Source organism: Pseudidiomarina atlantica (assembly GCF_000753735.1).
Lineage (GTDB): Bacteria > Pseudomonadota > Gammaproteobacteria > Enterobacterales > Alteromonadaceae > Pseudidiomarina > Pseudidiomarina atlantica.
The window spans coordinates 137,202-150,393 of record NZ_JPIN01000008.1 but is presented as its reverse complement, the minus strand read 5'-3'; the positions used below and the strand labels follow the sequence as shown (position 1 = coordinate 150,393).

At 51.2% G+C, this 13,192-nt stretch carries 13 protein-coding genes; 7 read left to right on the top strand and 6 right to left on the bottom strand.

The genetic code is table 11. The annotated features are described in order from the left end of the window. Nucleotides 1–34: 34 nt before the first annotated feature. The 4 genes from IDAT_RS09035 to IDAT_RS09020 all read left to right on the top strand — a co-directional run bounded on the left by IDAT_RS09035 (nt 35) and on the right by IDAT_RS09020 (nt 4,789). Complete coding sequence (locus IDAT_RS09035) at nt 35–952, top strand: tetratricopeptide repeat protein (RefSeq protein WP_034732997.1); 918 nt, start codon at nt 35–37, stop codon at nt 950–952. A gap of 4 nt (nt 953–956) precedes the next feature. Continuing rightward, the gene (locus IDAT_RS09030) at nt 957–2,255 is read left to right on the top strand and encodes an NAD(P)/FAD-dependent oxidoreductase (RefSeq protein WP_034733141.1); all 1,299 of its coding nucleotides are present in this window, start codon (nt 957–959) and stop codon (nt 2,253–2,255) included. A 170-nt stretch (nt 2,256–2,425) separates the two neighbouring features. Further along, nucleotides 2,426–3,916 (top strand): SulP family inorganic anion transporter, encoded by a 1,491-nt coding sequence (locus tag IDAT_RS09025; protein WP_034732995.1) that lies wholly within the window; start codon nt 2,426–2,428, stop codon nt 3,914–3,916. 21 nt (nt 3,917–3,937) lie between these two features. Further along, on the top strand, nt 3,938–4,789 hold the full coding sequence (locus IDAT_RS09020) for a universal stress protein (protein ID WP_034732993.1): 852 nt from the start codon (nt 3,938–3,940) through the stop codon (nt 4,787–4,789). Here the strand turns inward: IDAT_RS09020 and kynU are convergent. From kynU to IDAT_RS09005, 3 genes are read right to left on the bottom strand one after another with little or no spacing between them, the layout of a single operon-like run. Next, complete coding sequence (gene kynU / locus IDAT_RS09015; protein WP_034733139.1) at nt 4,786–6,045, bottom strand: kynureninase; 1,260 nt, start codon at nt 6,043–6,045, stop codon at nt 4,786–4,788. The genes IDAT_RS09020 and kynU overlap by 4 nt on opposite strands. A gap of 5 nt (nt 6,046–6,050) precedes the next feature. Next, nucleotides 6,051–6,875 carry an alpha/beta hydrolase family protein gene (locus IDAT_RS09010; protein ID WP_034732992.1) on the bottom strand — a complete coding sequence of 275 codons (825 nt, stop codon included), beginning with the start codon at nt 6,873–6,875 and terminating at the stop codon, nt 6,051–6,053. Continuing rightward, nucleotides 6,872–7,366: an Mpo1 family 2-hydroxy fatty acid dioxygenase gene (locus tag IDAT_RS09005; RefSeq protein ID WP_034732991.1), complete on the bottom strand. Its 495-nt coding sequence runs from the start codon at nt 7,364–7,366 to the stop codon at nt 6,872–6,874. Before IDAT_RS09005 ends, IDAT_RS09010 begins: the two co-directional genes overlap by 4 nt. An 82-nt stretch (nt 7,367–7,448) precedes the next feature. Between IDAT_RS09005 and IDAT_RS09000 the strand changes: the two genes are divergently transcribed. Next, complete coding sequence (locus IDAT_RS09000) at nt 7,449–8,495, top strand: AI-2E family transporter (protein ID WP_034732989.1); 1,047 nt, start codon at nt 7,449–7,451, stop codon at nt 8,493–8,495. Here IDAT_RS09000 and cfa read toward each other — a convergent pair. After that, entirely contained in the window at nt 8,492–9,613 is a 1,122-nt protein-coding gene (gene cfa, locus IDAT_RS08995) for a cyclopropane fatty acyl phospholipid synthase (protein WP_034732988.1), read from the bottom strand. The two genes, IDAT_RS09000 and cfa, sit on opposite strands and share 4 nt — an antisense overlap. A 146-nt stretch (nt 9,614–9,759) precedes the next feature. Here cfa and rcsF point away from each other — a divergent pair, with 146 nt between their 5' ends. Together rcsF and IDAT_RS08985 are read left to right on the top strand one after the other, a co-directional pair. Then, on the top strand, nt 9,760–10,140 hold the full coding sequence (rcsF, locus tag IDAT_RS08990) for an Rcs stress response system protein RcsF (protein ID WP_034732986.1): 381 nt from the start codon (nt 9,760–9,762) through the stop codon (nt 10,138–10,140). Between the two features lie 14 nt (nt 10,141–10,154). Next, a complete protein-coding gene (locus IDAT_RS08985) occupies nt 10,155–11,204 on the top strand; it encodes a cysteine synthase A (RefSeq protein ID WP_034732984.1) in 1,050 nt (349 codons plus the stop codon). Here IDAT_RS08985 and IDAT_RS08980 read toward each other — a convergent pair. Both IDAT_RS08980 and IDAT_RS08975 read right to left on the bottom strand, forming a co-directional pair. Further along, nucleotides 11,191–11,640, bottom strand: a complete 450-nt coding sequence (locus IDAT_RS08980; protein ID WP_034732981.1) for a GNAT family N-acetyltransferase — start codon at nt 11,638–11,640, stop codon at nt 11,191–11,193. The genes IDAT_RS08985 and IDAT_RS08980 overlap by 14 nt on opposite strands. Beyond that, a complete protein-coding gene (locus tag IDAT_RS08975) occupies nt 11,640–13,106 on the bottom strand; it encodes a RimK family protein (protein ID WP_034732979.1) in 1,467 nt (488 codons plus the stop codon). Before IDAT_RS08975 ends, IDAT_RS08980 begins: the two co-directional genes overlap by 1 nt. Nucleotides 13,107–13,192 lie beyond the last annotated feature (86 nt).

Below are 13,192 nucleotides of genomic sequence, written 5' to 3'. Positions count from 1 at the left end.
GTGATAGCGTCGGAAATCTAAAGGAGTCCGCTTAATGGTTCGTTCATCTCTTACATTTATTGCAGCAGCGTTGGTCGCCGGTCTGTATCTTAGCCCAATGTCTGCACAAGCAGACGTAACCGAAGGGGTGAACATTTGCCAAGGCGGCGACTGTGAACGCGAATTGATCGAGCTCGAACGCTACGCTCGCAAAGGTAGCGGCGATGCCGCAGCTGTCGTTGCCATTGCTTATGCCAGCGGTGATGGGGTAGAGCAAGACTTAGAAAAGGCCAAAAAATTTATCGAGCAAGGTACCCGTCGTCGTAATCCATTAGCGATGTTCGTGATCGCCGATTGGCATAGTCGTGGCTTTGTGGTCGAGCAAAGTGCTGAGCAAGCGCAACTATGGCTCGACCGTGCGGCAGACAAAGGCTATGCACCGGCGCAGTATGAAAAAGCGACGCAGTTACTCGCGAGCACTGACGCTAGCGACCAGCAAGCCGCGATTCCTCTTTTAGAAGAAGCCGCCGAGGCGAATCTTTTGAGTGCCATGTATGCACTGGCACGGTTAAAGCAAACCGGCACCGTAGTTGAGCAAGATTTACCAGCGGCGGGCGCGTTGTTTGCGCGATTGGCGCGAACTGGACATGCCGACGCAGGCAAACAGTTGAAAGCTATCAATCGGCAACTTGCCATCACTGAATTCGGTCAATCTGAGCAAGGTGAGCGCTTACAAGCTGCAGAGCAAGCAATGGAACGCATTACCGTAACCGCTGATGCGAGCCTCTATCGTACCCAATTGGGCCGTTTGATCGATCAAATCGATGCCTCAGGTAGTTTTGACAATCGTTCCATTGGTTCACGGATTCAAGGTGTCGGCTGTGCCGATACCGGTAGCCCGTGTGCGGTCTTGCAGCCGCAGTCAGGACAGAGTAGTCTAGCTGATGTTCTAAGTGGAAGCCGCGGAAACTAAGCGATTGAGTGAATCCCAACATATTGTAGTAGTAGGTGGCGGAGCGGGTGGTCTCGAATTGGCCTCTCGCCTCGCTAAGCGTTATCGGCGCAACACCGATGTGCAAATAACTCTGGTCGATAAAAATCTCACCCATATCTGGAAGCCCTTACTGCACGAGGTAGCCGCTGGCGCGCTCGATGCCGATGTCGATGGTGTCGATTATCGTGTCCAGGCCGCAGCCGCTGGTTTTCGTTTTCAACCCGGTAATTTGATTGGCGTAGAGCCGGCACAACAGTGCATCCGATTACAAGCAATAGCTGACGAGCAGGGCAATGAGCTTGTAGCTGAACGAGTGATTCATTATGACACCTTAGTGCTTGCGATTGGCTCGGTGACCAACGATTTTGGTACCTTGGGTGCGGCACAACATTGTTATTTTCTTGACAGTGTGCATCAGGCACGACGTTTTCATCACACCTTGATGAACACTTTTCTGGCGCTGCAATCCAAACGTTATCCTGAGCCGTTGCACGTAGCGATTGTCGGTGGTGGTGCGACGGGAGTCGAGTTAGCGGCTGAGCTGCATAAGTCGGCGGAACTGATTCGTGCTTATGGGTTTGATGATTTTTCCCTGCAACAATTGCAAATTACCCTGATTGAGGCTGGTGAGCGGATATTACCGGCCTTACCAGAGCGAATCGCCAGCTCTGCGGCCAACGAACTGGAAAAGTTGGGGGTAAGAATTTTAACCCAAACCGCGGTGACCGAAATTGATGCTAAAGCCCTGCATACGAAATCTGGAGAAGCGATTCATGCGCCAATCAAGGTATGGGCAGCAGGTGTAAAGGCGCCCCCGTTTCTGGCGGAGTTAACCGGGTTCGAAAACAATCGCAATAATCAAATTATCGCCCGCGAAACCCTACAAACATCAACGTATGACAATGTATTTGTGCTCGGCGACTGCGCTGCGGTTACGCAAGCCGATGGTTCGCGTGTTCCGCCGCGAGCGCAAGCTGCACACCAAATGGCGTCACACATTTATCGAGCGATAGAGCAACAACGCAAGGGCAAGCCAATCGCTGCTTTTGTTTACCGCGATCACGGTTCGTTGGTTTCGTTATCAAGTTACTCGGCCGTGGGTAGCCTCATGGGGAGTCTCAGTAAAGGCTCAATGAAAGTAGAGGGATTTCTAGCGCGTGTGATGTACAAGTCGCTTTATCGAATGCATCAGGTGGCGGTGCATGGTTATTTTAAAACGCTGCTGTATATTCTGGCGCAGGTGATCAATCGCCGCTTACGTCCGCGTTTGAAACTTCATTAGTAGCTAAGTTGCCGACCTCGGCGCATTTCTGTATGATGCGCGCCTTATGAAAGAACTTACGCCACCCTAGACGTACAATCCCACCTATTCTTGCTGCCTCTTCAAGAGTCGGCACGCTTGACTGATCTCGTTCAGAGATAAACGTTTAACTCTAAAAAGTGAATTAAAACATGATGAATACCATTCGTAGTCAGTGGCTAGCGAATATCCGCGGCGATGTGCTCGCAGGTATCGTAGTGGCGCTGGCGCTTATTCCTGAAGCGATTGCATTTTCGATTATCGCCGGTGTTGACCCGAAAGTCGGTTTGTACGCTTCTTTCTGTATTGCGGTCATCATCGCCTTTGTCGGTGGTCGTCCTGGCATGATCTCAGCAGCAACTGGCGCAATGGCGCTGTTGATGGTGACGCTGGTCAAAGAGCATGGGCTTGAGTACTTACTCGCCGCCACGCTGCTCACCGGTGTCCTGCAAATTATTATGGGTGTACTTAAGCTCGGTGATTTGATGCGCTTTGTGTCGCGTTCGGTCGTCACCGGTTTCGTCAACGCACTCGCGATCTTGATTTTTATGGCACAGTTACCTGAGCTCACCAATGTGACGTGGCATGTGTATGCCATGACTGCTGTCGGTTTAGGGATCATTTATCTGTTCCCCTATGTTCCGAAAATTGGCAAGTTGTTGCCGTCACCATTGGTCTGCATTATCGGTCTGACCGCAGTCGCCATTACCTTCAATATTGATATCCGCACCGTCGGCGATATGGGCGACTTACCTGATACCCTACCGATATTCTTGTGGCCAGAGGTACCCTTGAATCTCGATACGCTGATGATTATTTTCCCCTACTCGATGGGGCTTGCGGTCGTTGGCTTGCTGGAATCCATGATGACCGCCACTATCGTTGACGATCTCACCGACACTACCAGTGATAAAAACCGCGAATGTCGCGGCCAAGGTATTGCCAATATCGGTGCTGGCTTGTTTGGCGGTATGGCGGGTTGTGCCATGATTGGTCAGTCGGTGATCAACGTAAAGTCTGGCGGTCGGGGACGTTTGTCGACGCTCGTTGCAGGCGTGTTCTTAATGGTAATGATCGTGTTACTTGACGAGTGGCTCAAGCAAATCCCAATGGCGGCGCTGGTAGCGGTTATGATCATGGTGTCGATTGGTACTTTTAGTTGGGATTCGTTGCGACAAATGCGTAAACATCCGCTGTCGACCAACATTGTGATGGTCACTACTGTGGTGGTCGTGGTAGCAACGCACAACCTCGCCATTGGCGTAGGGGTAGGGGTGCTGCTTGCAGCTATGTTCTTCGCCAACAAAATTGGCCACTTTATGCATGTTGGCTCGACTATTAATGACGCCGGTACGGAGCGTCACTATCAAGTGATTGGCCAAGTTTTCTTTAGTTCAGCTGACAAGTTTGTCGCTTCTTTTGACTTTAAAGAAGCTCTCGATAAAGTGGTGATTGACTTAACTAAAGCGCACTTCTGGGATATCACTGCCGTCGGAGCACTCGACAAAGTGGTTTTAAAATTCCGTCGCGACGGTGCCGAAGTTGAAGTCATTGGCTTAAACGAAGCAAGTGCCACTATCGTTGATCGTTTTGGTGTGCACGACAAACCTGGTGCTGCCGATCAAATTATGGGCGGCCACTAGGCCTTAGCTGAGGAGAAACACATGTCATACGTGATTGGATGTATCGAGGCTGCCACCGCAAACACAGCGGTATGCGACTATTCAGCTTGGGCCGCGAAGCAACTTAGCGCGCCGTTAATGTTGCTGCACGTGCTTGAGGACAACTCATTGGCAGCAAGCACCGATGTCACTGGCAATATCGGCTTAGGCACGCGTGAGCATTTGCTCGAACAGCTTGCCGAGCTTGATGAGCAACGCGCGAAAATTGCACTTAAACACGGCCACATGGTGCTCGAGCAAGCGGCCGAGAAGATTCAGCAACTGGGCGTGGAAACTGTGCATCAGCGTCAGCGCCATGGTGAGTTAGCGACCACGCTGCTCGACATGGAAGAAGATGTGCGGCTGGCGGTGCTAGGTTTGCATGGTGAAGATTCAGTGAATCAACTGCACAAAGTAGGAAGTCACTTGGAAACTGTTATCCGCACAGTGCATCGGCCGTTATTGTTGACGCCGGATAGCTTCAGTGAACCGAAAAGTGCAATGCTGGCTTTCGATGGCAGCACTACGACCAAAAAAGGCATTGAACTCTTGGCACAGAGCCCGATGTTTAAGGGCATGCCGCTGCATGTGGTGATGGTCGATGCCGATACCGCTGATAATCGTGAGCGCCTCGATTGGGCGGCACGTCAGCTGCAGCAAGGCGGCCACGAAGTAACAACGGCTTTACTTTCCGGCGACGTTGAACAAGCGCTGCATCGTTATCAAACCGAGCAGGGCATTGACATTATGGTGATGGGCGCCTTTGGTCACTCACGCATTCGCCAGTTCTTAGTCGGTAGCACCACCATGCGCATGTTACAAGAGAGCTCGACGCCAGTATTGGTGTTGCGTTAAGTCACCGCATGGCGTTTTTGATACTGCGGTTGCAAGTATGTTTGCTCACGCATGATGTGGGTTAGCTGCTCGACCGCCACACCGATATCACGGAAGCTCGTGTACAGCGGCGTGAATCCTACCCGTAAATAATGCGGGGCGCGAAAGTCGGCAACGACTTTCGCGTCAATCAGTGCTTGGCATATCGCGTAAGCTTGCGGATGAGCAAAGCTTAATTGACTCCCGCGTTCTGCTGCCGCAGGCGAAATGCATTCGAATTCGGTGGCAAGGCCACTTGCTGCCAATTGCTGCAAAAACGCCTCGGCAAGCGCGAGCGACTTTTCCCGAACCACAGCCAAGTCGACCCCTGCAAAGGCGTCTAGCGCGCTATCTACTGCTGCCATTGCCAGTACTGATGGCGTGCCACTGAGCATGATTTCGATGCCTGGCGCAGGCTCATAGCGTGGCTCAAAGGCAAACGGCTGGGCATGACCAAACCAACCGGCAAGCGGCTGCACAAACTGACCGAGATGCCGTTGCGCAACATAAACAAACGCCGGCGCACCGGGTCCACCATTCAAATACTTGTAGGTGCAGCCCACCGCAAAATCGGCTTGCCATTCGTCGAGTCGTACCGGCATAGCCCCCGCACTGTGCGCTAAATCGACGATGACCAACACGCCTGCGGCATGGGCTTTACGGATAAGCTCCGCGACTGGCAACCGCCGACCGCTACGAAAATTCACTTCGGTCACTAACAAGATGGCGGTTTCAGCATCAAACAGATCCTCCGCAGCGGTTAGTAAGTCAGCTTCTTCGACCATTTGCAAATGGCAGTGTTGCGCGCCGAGTAGCTGTTCCAGTCCTTGCACCATGTACAAGTCGGTGGGGAAGTTATCGCGCGTCGAGATGACTTTAGTACGCTGCTGTTCGCCACGCTGGCGTTGCAGGTGCAACGCCGCGCTAAGGGCTTTGAACAGATTCACTGAAATCGAGTCACAACAGATCACCTGACCTGTTGCTGCACCAATAATGGGCGCCAGTTTATCGCCAACGAGGCGCGGTAAGTGGACCCATTGGTGTTTATTCCAACTACTGATGGCATCTTGACCCCATTGCTGGCGCGTCACTTCAGCCACGCGTTGTTGGGTCGCATGGGTTAACAGTCCTAACGAGTTTCCGTCTAAATAAACAGTATCTTCAGGAATGACGAAAAGTTGGCGTTTGTCAGCCAAAGGGTCGCGCTGGTCTAATGCATCCAGCGCGCTAAAATCAATGGTACTCATAACGTTAACTGCTCAAGAGTTTGGAGAAGACGTTGCCAAGCGTGTGAATGTGGATGCACCCAATCGAAATGTCCGGCGTCCTGCACGGTAACGATCTCGGCTTGGTCAGCCAAGGCTTCAGCTTGTCGTAGCGGTACAATGCTATCGGCAGTGCCTTGTAACAAGGTGATAGCTACGGAAAACTCTTGCTGTGCGGGGTCGGCTTGTTGCCAATCTGCGGCTTCAGCGTTTGCCATAAAGCTCGCCGCCGCCTGCTCACAACCCGATTCACCGGCTGCATAAGAGGTCAAGTCAGTAATGGCTGCAAGCCCAACAACGTGGTCAACCTCTTTTGCGAGGGCCTGTCCAGCAAGAATGGCTAAATGTCCACCAGCGCTGTGCCCCATTACCACCACTTCACGTTCGCTCGCTTGCAACGTTGGTCGCGTCAAGGTCACCAGCAGTGCTTGGAAAATATCTTTAAAGGTACCCGGCCAACCGCCGCCTTCGTCACCGGTACGCCGGTACTCGATGCTCGCAACTTCATAGCCTGCTTGGGCGAGTGCCTGCGCTGCTGGTCGCGTATGGGCGATGTCGTAGGCGTTGAGCCAGCAACCGCCATGAATGAAAACGACTAAAGGCGCCATTGCATCGGCATTGACGGCTGGCCAATGCTCGACGAACTGTAACGGGTCATCACCGTAAGTGAAGGTAGTGTAGTGCTCCGAGACCGACAATTCGGTGACGCTGTTATAGCTCACATTGGGACTGACGAGTTCGTTAGCAACAGTTGGGGCGGTGAGCAGAGCTGCCGCAATTAAACTAGTGAAATTGAACTTCATTGTTGAAATCGCGCCTCGATGGCTTGGTGTAAATCACGTTTTAGGCCGAGCATAAAGACAACTTCCGCAACCACGAACAAAGGTCCAACGGCAAGTCCCATAATGTCGTCGACAAACGCAGGCTTTTTGCCCTCGTAATAATGCCCGATGAATTGAAATACCCAACCTACGACAAATAGACCGATGCCCCAGCTCAGCCAAACAGCGGTCGAAAGAGCGGCTACTTGATTGCCAAGCAATACGGTTAAGGCTAATAAAATCGCCATTAAAAGACCGAGTGGACGGTCCAATGCCAGATAAAACACTGCTGCTAAAATGGCGACCACTAGTGCTGGCGTGATAAACCATGCACCCATTTCCCACAACGGGCGAGAGAGTAGAATTTGTAGTGCGATGACAATCATCGGAATACCCACCAAATGGGTGGCAATATTACGGCGGTCGCGATGGTAAGCGGCATAACCCGCTAAATGGTCAGTTATTGTTTTCATAGTGTTGTTCCGTGTTGTGCTTACTGTCACTATACTGTTTTGCTGTCTACTATAAATAGAAAAATAACCAAAAGGAAAACTCATGCGCGATAAATTGGAGCAGCGCTCGTTTTTAATCTTATTGATACTGGTCAGCATCGCATTTGGTTTCATCTTAGAGCCGTTCTGGGGCGCTATCTTTTGGGCTTGTGCGGTGACCGTTATTTTTGCGCCTATGCATCGCTGGGTGCTTGGGAAGATCGGCGAAAAACCTAATACTGCAGCAGCTATCACGCTGCTTACCTGTATGGCGATTGTGGTGATTCCCGTTATTTTCTTGAGTATGGCGTTTGTCAGCGAGGGCGTGCAGTTCTACCAACGCGTTGAAGCCGGTGAAATTGACCCTCGGCAGATACTGCAACAGTTGCGCGAAGCTTTTCCATGGCTTGACCAGCTGTTAGTCGAATTTGGCATTGACACTAATAATTTAAAGGAACGCATCTCGCAAAGTCTGGTAGCTGCAACGCAGTTTCTAGCAAAAGAGACTTTTTCCATTGGCCAGAACACCTTTAGCTTCCTGATTAGTCTCGCGCTCATGATGTATCTTACGTTCTTCTTACTGCGCGACGGCAGCCATTTGATTCAACTGATTGTTAAAGCTCTACCATTAGGTGATGAACGTGAGCATGCCTTGTTCCAGAAATTCGCTGAAGTAACCCGGGCAACGGTCAAAGGCAATCTTGTGGTTGCTATTGTGCAGGGTACGTTGGGGGGCATTATTTTCTGGATATTAGATATTCCTGGGCCGTTGTTGTGGGGGGTGGTGATGGCCTTCTTATCACTGATTCCTGCTGTAGGCGCTGCGATTATTTGGTTCCCTGTCTGTATCTATTTGTACGCGACAGGTTCGTGGATAAGTGCAACCGTACTGCTCGGCTATGGCGCCATCGTCATTGGCTTGGCCGATAACGTGCTGCGCCCAATTTTGGTGGGCCGTGATACCAAACTGCCGGACTATGTGGTGCTGTTCTCAACTATTGGTGGTATCTCGTTATTTGGCATCAATGGATTCGTTATTGGGCCATTGGTGGCCGCGTTATTTATGGCCACCTGGCAAATTTTTATGAAAGATTTTAATGGCGAACTTTAGTGATGCGCTAGGGTGGGGCGGTGGTAACCGCCGCTCAACCCTGGCTTGCTAAAGACCCACTGCCACAGTTGCAAGTCACGGGCCCGAAAAGCACCGGCACAGGACAGCAAATAGTAACGCCACATCCGATAAAAAGTTTCGTCATAACTGGTTTTAAGTTGTGGCCAATTGCGCTCAAAGTTCTGCCACCACGCCAGTAAAGTCGTATCATAATCAGCACCAAAATTATGCACATCTTCAGCACAGAATAAATCACGAGACGCACGGTCGATGTGTGCTAAGCAGGGTAGCTCGCCATTTGGGAAGATGTATTTGTTGATCCATGGGTCGGTGCCGCGGACATCTCGATTACGGCCAATGGTGTGTAATAAAAACAAGCCATCACGTTGCAAACAGCGTTCCACCACTCGCATGAAGGTGCGGTAATTCTTCTGCCCAACATGTTCGAACATGCCGATACTGACAACTGCATCGAAGGGCTCATTGAGCGCACGATAATCTTGTAAACGGAATTCAACGGGAAGACCTTCGCACAGACGCTTACCGAGTTCGACTTGTGCCTCGGAGACCGTTACGCCAACGCAGCGCACACCGTAATTCTCCGCTGCATATTTCATAAAGCTGCCCCAGCCGCAGCCGATATCAAGTACACGCATACCCGGTTGCAACTGTAATTTGCGGCAAATCAGCTCGAGTTTATCGCGTTGGGCATCCGCCAGATTATCAGCCTGCTGCCAATAGCCGCAGGTGTAGACCATGCGCTCATCGAGCATGGCTTGATACAGGTCATTGCCCTTGTCGTAGTGATGCTGGCCAACTTGCCAAGCGCGTTTGCCTGCTTGCAAGTTCAGCAGTCGTGCTTTCAGGTGATGCCAGAAAAATCGCGCGGGTTGAATGTGCGCACCGAGATTAGCGCGGAGCACGCGGTGGAAGAATTCATCCAGCTGTTCACAATCCCACCAGCCACGCATGTAGGCTTCGCCCAAACCTAGATTACCGCGCGCCAGAGTCTGCGCGTAGAGTTGCGCATCATGTACTTGAATATCCCACGGCCGTGCACCATTGATGATAACATCGGCTTCACTCAGTAAATTCTCAACATAGGCTTGTGATCGCATACATCGGCTCCTTTTTTCTCATAAGTGTAGCTAAACTAGAGAATTTCGCCGACTGCCGCAGGGTACTACTAGCTTAGTTCGATTCGTTCTAAACTTTAGCTTGCGATACACGTCAGCTTTTCTGACACTCAGGTATGAGGCAACAGATGAATAAATTGAAGACAAGCATACTCTCAGCGCTGTTTGGATGCACTGCTCTGCTCAGCGGTTGTACAAGTGTTCCCGCGGGCTTCAGTGCCGAACAACTAGCGCAAGCTGATCAAGTTCGCTTCGTAAAACCGTATGAACTGACGCGAACCGATGTGCGCTATAACGCGGTTGGTGAAGTGGTTGGGGAGTCGTGCAGCAGCCAATTAAGCGGTGGTCCGGCGTCACATAATGCCGCATTACTGCAGCTCAAACTTGCTGCCGCCGAACGCCAAGCCGACACTGTGGTGTTGCAAGGTTGCGAGCAAACCGCTGGCGCTGGGTGCGATGAACGATGGTTGTGCACGGGCGCAGCTTATCAGCAGGTCAATGACAACTAAGTAAGGAGTACAGCATGCGAGTAGCGCAGCGTTCCACAGATTTGATTGGGCAAACGGATATGATCCGCGTGCGCTCATTATCAGAGCTTACCGGCTGTGATATCTGGCTGAAGTTAGAGTCACAAAACCCCGGTGGTTCAATTAAAGATCGCGCGGCCTATCAAATGATCCAAGACGCCTTAGCGAGCGGCGAGTTACAGCCTGGAATGACGGTGGTCGAGGGCACTGCAGGAAATACCGGAATTGGCCTGGCGGTGGTTGCGCGGGCACTGGGCCTGAAGATGCTGGCGGTGATGCCAAACGATCAAACTCCGGAAAAAGAGCGCATGATTCGATTGCACGGTGCGGAGCTGAAAACCGTCGACCCGGTGCCGTTTAAAAATGACAATCACTTTTACCACACGGCGCGGCGTATTGCCGAGCAACGCGATGACTGCTGGTGGGCGAACCAATTCGAGAACACCAGCAATGCACGTGCGCACTACCTTGGCACCGGCCCTGAGATTTGGCAGCAAACCGAGGGTGCCATCGATATCTTAGTATCCGTTGCGGGTACTGGCGGCACTATCGCAGGTAACTCCATGTACCTCAAAGAGCGCAATGAAAACGTCCAAGTCTGGTTGGCCGATCCAGATGGGTCAGGTATCTACAGCTACCTCAAGCAGGGTGAGTACGTGAGTAAAGGCAGTTCATTTACCGAAGGCATCGGTATCATGCGTTTGGTTGAGAACTTTAAACAAGCGAAAATTGATGCGGCAGTTAATCTACCTGATCAAGATCTCGTCAGCTTGTCGCGGTTTGTGCGTGATCAAGAGGGCATCGTGCTGGGCAGTAGCTCAAGCTTGAATCTTGCCGGTGCGTTACAAGCGGCGCTACTGCATGGACCGGGTAAAACCATCGTGACCTTCGCTTGTGATCTGGGTGAGCGCTCGGCGAGCAAGCTCTATAGCGAGACTTACTTGCGTGAGCGCGGAATCAACGTTGAACCCGAACCGATTCAAGAATTGCTGGCGCGTTATCGAGATCAGGGTGACCGGGTTTGGTATGCAGCTAGCGCAAGCTGAGCCGCATCCGATAGCCATCGATACCGTCTGGATAGTACTCTGGCAACACATCAACCACTTCAAAGTCATAGCGGCGATAAAGCTCGATCGCCGCTTTATTATCGGTTTTGACTTCTAGCGATAGGGCTCTTGCCTGCTGTTCGGTGGCCTGTTGAATGGCGTGTTCAAGTAGTAGCTTACCGACGCCTTTACCACGCGCAGCAGCAGCAACTGCAATCGAGTACAACCGCCAAATCTTACTATTGCTGCGTGTTAACAACAGACTGTAGCCAAGCAGTTGCCCTTGCTCTCTACAGACGAACACATGGGCGCTATGGGCTTTCAACAAGCGTTGAAAGCTGCGGCGCCCCATCTGGCTGTAATCGAACGTTGCAGCCTCAAGTGCGACCAGTTCATTGAGATCGTGTTCAGTCGCACGCTGCACTTTCAGTGCCATTATTTTTCGTCCAGTCGGCGGGCAAAGTCGCGCATGATGATGTGATAAAGCTCATCGCCCAGCAGCAAATCTTCAACGCCCGAGTCAATCGACGGGTTGTCATTGATTTCAATGATCACCGGGCCTTTGTGCGTTACCTTCATGTCGACACCATAAAGACCGTCGCCGATTAACCGTGTCGCTTGCAAAGCGGTTTTCACTACTTCTTTTGGCACCTGATGTACGCCGACGGTCTCAAAACCACCTGACTTGCCGCGACTACTAGCGCTAGCGTGGTTATAGATCTGCCAATGGTTACGTGCCATCAAATATTTACAGGCGTAAATCGGCCGGTTATTCAGCACGCCAATACGCCAATCAAAATCGGTACGGACAAATTCCTGCGCTAATAAAATCGTCGATTTTTTGAAAAGTTCGGCGGCGATCGCCTGAAGTTCGTCGATAGTCTCCGCTTTTTCGACGCCGATAGAAAACGACCCGTCAGGAATCTTCAACACTACTGGGTAGCCCATGCGCTCGCCAATTGCTTCAAAATCAATGTCCTGTTGGCTCAACAGGAGTTCCGTGCGCGGCGTCGGTATCTTGTGCTTATCGAGCAACTCTTTCAAAAACACCTTGTTGGCACATTGTAAAATCGAGTGTGGCGCATCAATCACTACCATGCCATTGGCTTCGGCTTTTTTCGCGAAGTGATAGGTGTAATGGTTGATCCGTGTTGTCTCACGAATGAACAATGCATCGTATTCCAACAAGCGATTGTAGTCGTCTGCGGTAATGAGTTCGGCGTCGATATCGGCGTCGCGAGCAGCTTTAATAAACCGTTGCAGCGCTTTTTTATCGCTGGTTGGAATCGGCTCGTTAGGATCATGCAAAATCGCCAAGTCATAGCGGTACTCTTTCGGTGACCGCGCCTTGCGCCACACACGCTTACTGAAGCTATCGAGGGCTTCGCCAAACAGTGTTTGCTGAGCGTCATTCAGTTCCGTTAACTGCCCAGCGTAAAGCCGTTGAATAAACCAGCGGCCTTGATAGCTAAACTCGACCCATAAAATAGGGCATGGATAACGATCAAAAATCTGTCGTGCAAAGCCGCTTAGTTGCGGATGTTCGCTTTGGCCGAAACAAATCAATACGCGATGAGGTTCTTGTTGACCTTGTTGACCAAGGTATTTATTGATTTGTTTGTCGGTATTCGCCGGCAATAACAACTGGTAGTGCGAGAAATTCGCTAAGTCGTTAATGGTGGTGACCGATGGCATCACTCGTTGACCACGTGCCTCGGCGAGCAAACTGACATAGTAGCCGGTAGATAGATAGCTGAGGTCGCCACACAGATTAAGAATTTGTGCGCGGGTATTACTGTTTTGCTGCAGTAAGTATTCACTAGCAGTGACAGTGGCTTGGCTTGGGTAATAGGGTTGCCAATCCGTGATGTCATCAAGGATGACGAGAGCAGCGTTTTGCATGAGAACTCCAAAAGAAATTTGCGCGCATATTTACGGCTAAATTTACGAAAACACAAGCAAAATTTTCGTTTAGCTTTACCAAAAAA

Excerpts from the sequence above, each read along its gene's own strand:
- rcsF (WP_034732986.1), top strand. The coding sequence starts at position 9,760 with ATGAATAAATTGAAGACAAGCATACTCTCAGCGCTGTTTGGATGCACT.
- IDAT_RS09020 (WP_034732993.1), top strand. The coding sequence starts at position 3,938 with ATGTCATACGTGATTGGATGTATCGAGGCTGCCACCGCAAACACAGCG.
- IDAT_RS09010 (WP_034732992.1), bottom strand. The coding sequence starts at position 6,875 with ATGAAGTTCAATTTCACTAGTTTAATTGCGGCAGCTCTGCTCACCGCC.
- IDAT_RS09005 (WP_034732991.1), bottom strand. The coding sequence starts at position 7,366 with ATGAAAACAATAACTGACCATTTAGCGGGTTATGCCGCTTACCATCGC.
- IDAT_RS08980 (WP_034732981.1), bottom strand. The coding sequence starts at position 11,640 with ATGGCACTGAAAGTGCAGCGTGCGACTGAACACGATCTCAATGAACTG.
- IDAT_RS09035 (WP_034732997.1), top strand. The coding sequence starts at position 35 with ATGGTTCGTTCATCTCTTACATTTATTGCAGCAGCGTTGGTCGCCGGT.
- IDAT_RS09000 (WP_034732989.1), top strand. The coding sequence starts at position 7,449 with ATGCGCGATAAATTGGAGCAGCGCTCGTTTTTAATCTTATTGATACTG.
- cfa (WP_034732988.1), bottom strand. The coding sequence starts at position 9,613 with ATGCGATCACAAGCCTATGTTGAGAATTTACTGAGTGAAGCCGATGTT.
- IDAT_RS09025 (WP_034732995.1), top strand. The coding sequence starts at position 2,426 with ATGATGAATACCATTCGTAGTCAGTGGCTAGCGAATATCCGCGGCGAT.
- IDAT_RS08985 (WP_034732984.1), top strand. The coding sequence starts at position 10,155 with ATGCGAGTAGCGCAGCGTTCCACAGATTTGATTGGGCAAACGGATATG.
- IDAT_RS08975 (WP_034732979.1), bottom strand. The coding sequence starts at position 13,106 with ATGCAAAACGCTGCTCTCGTCATCCTTGATGACATCACGGATTGGCAA.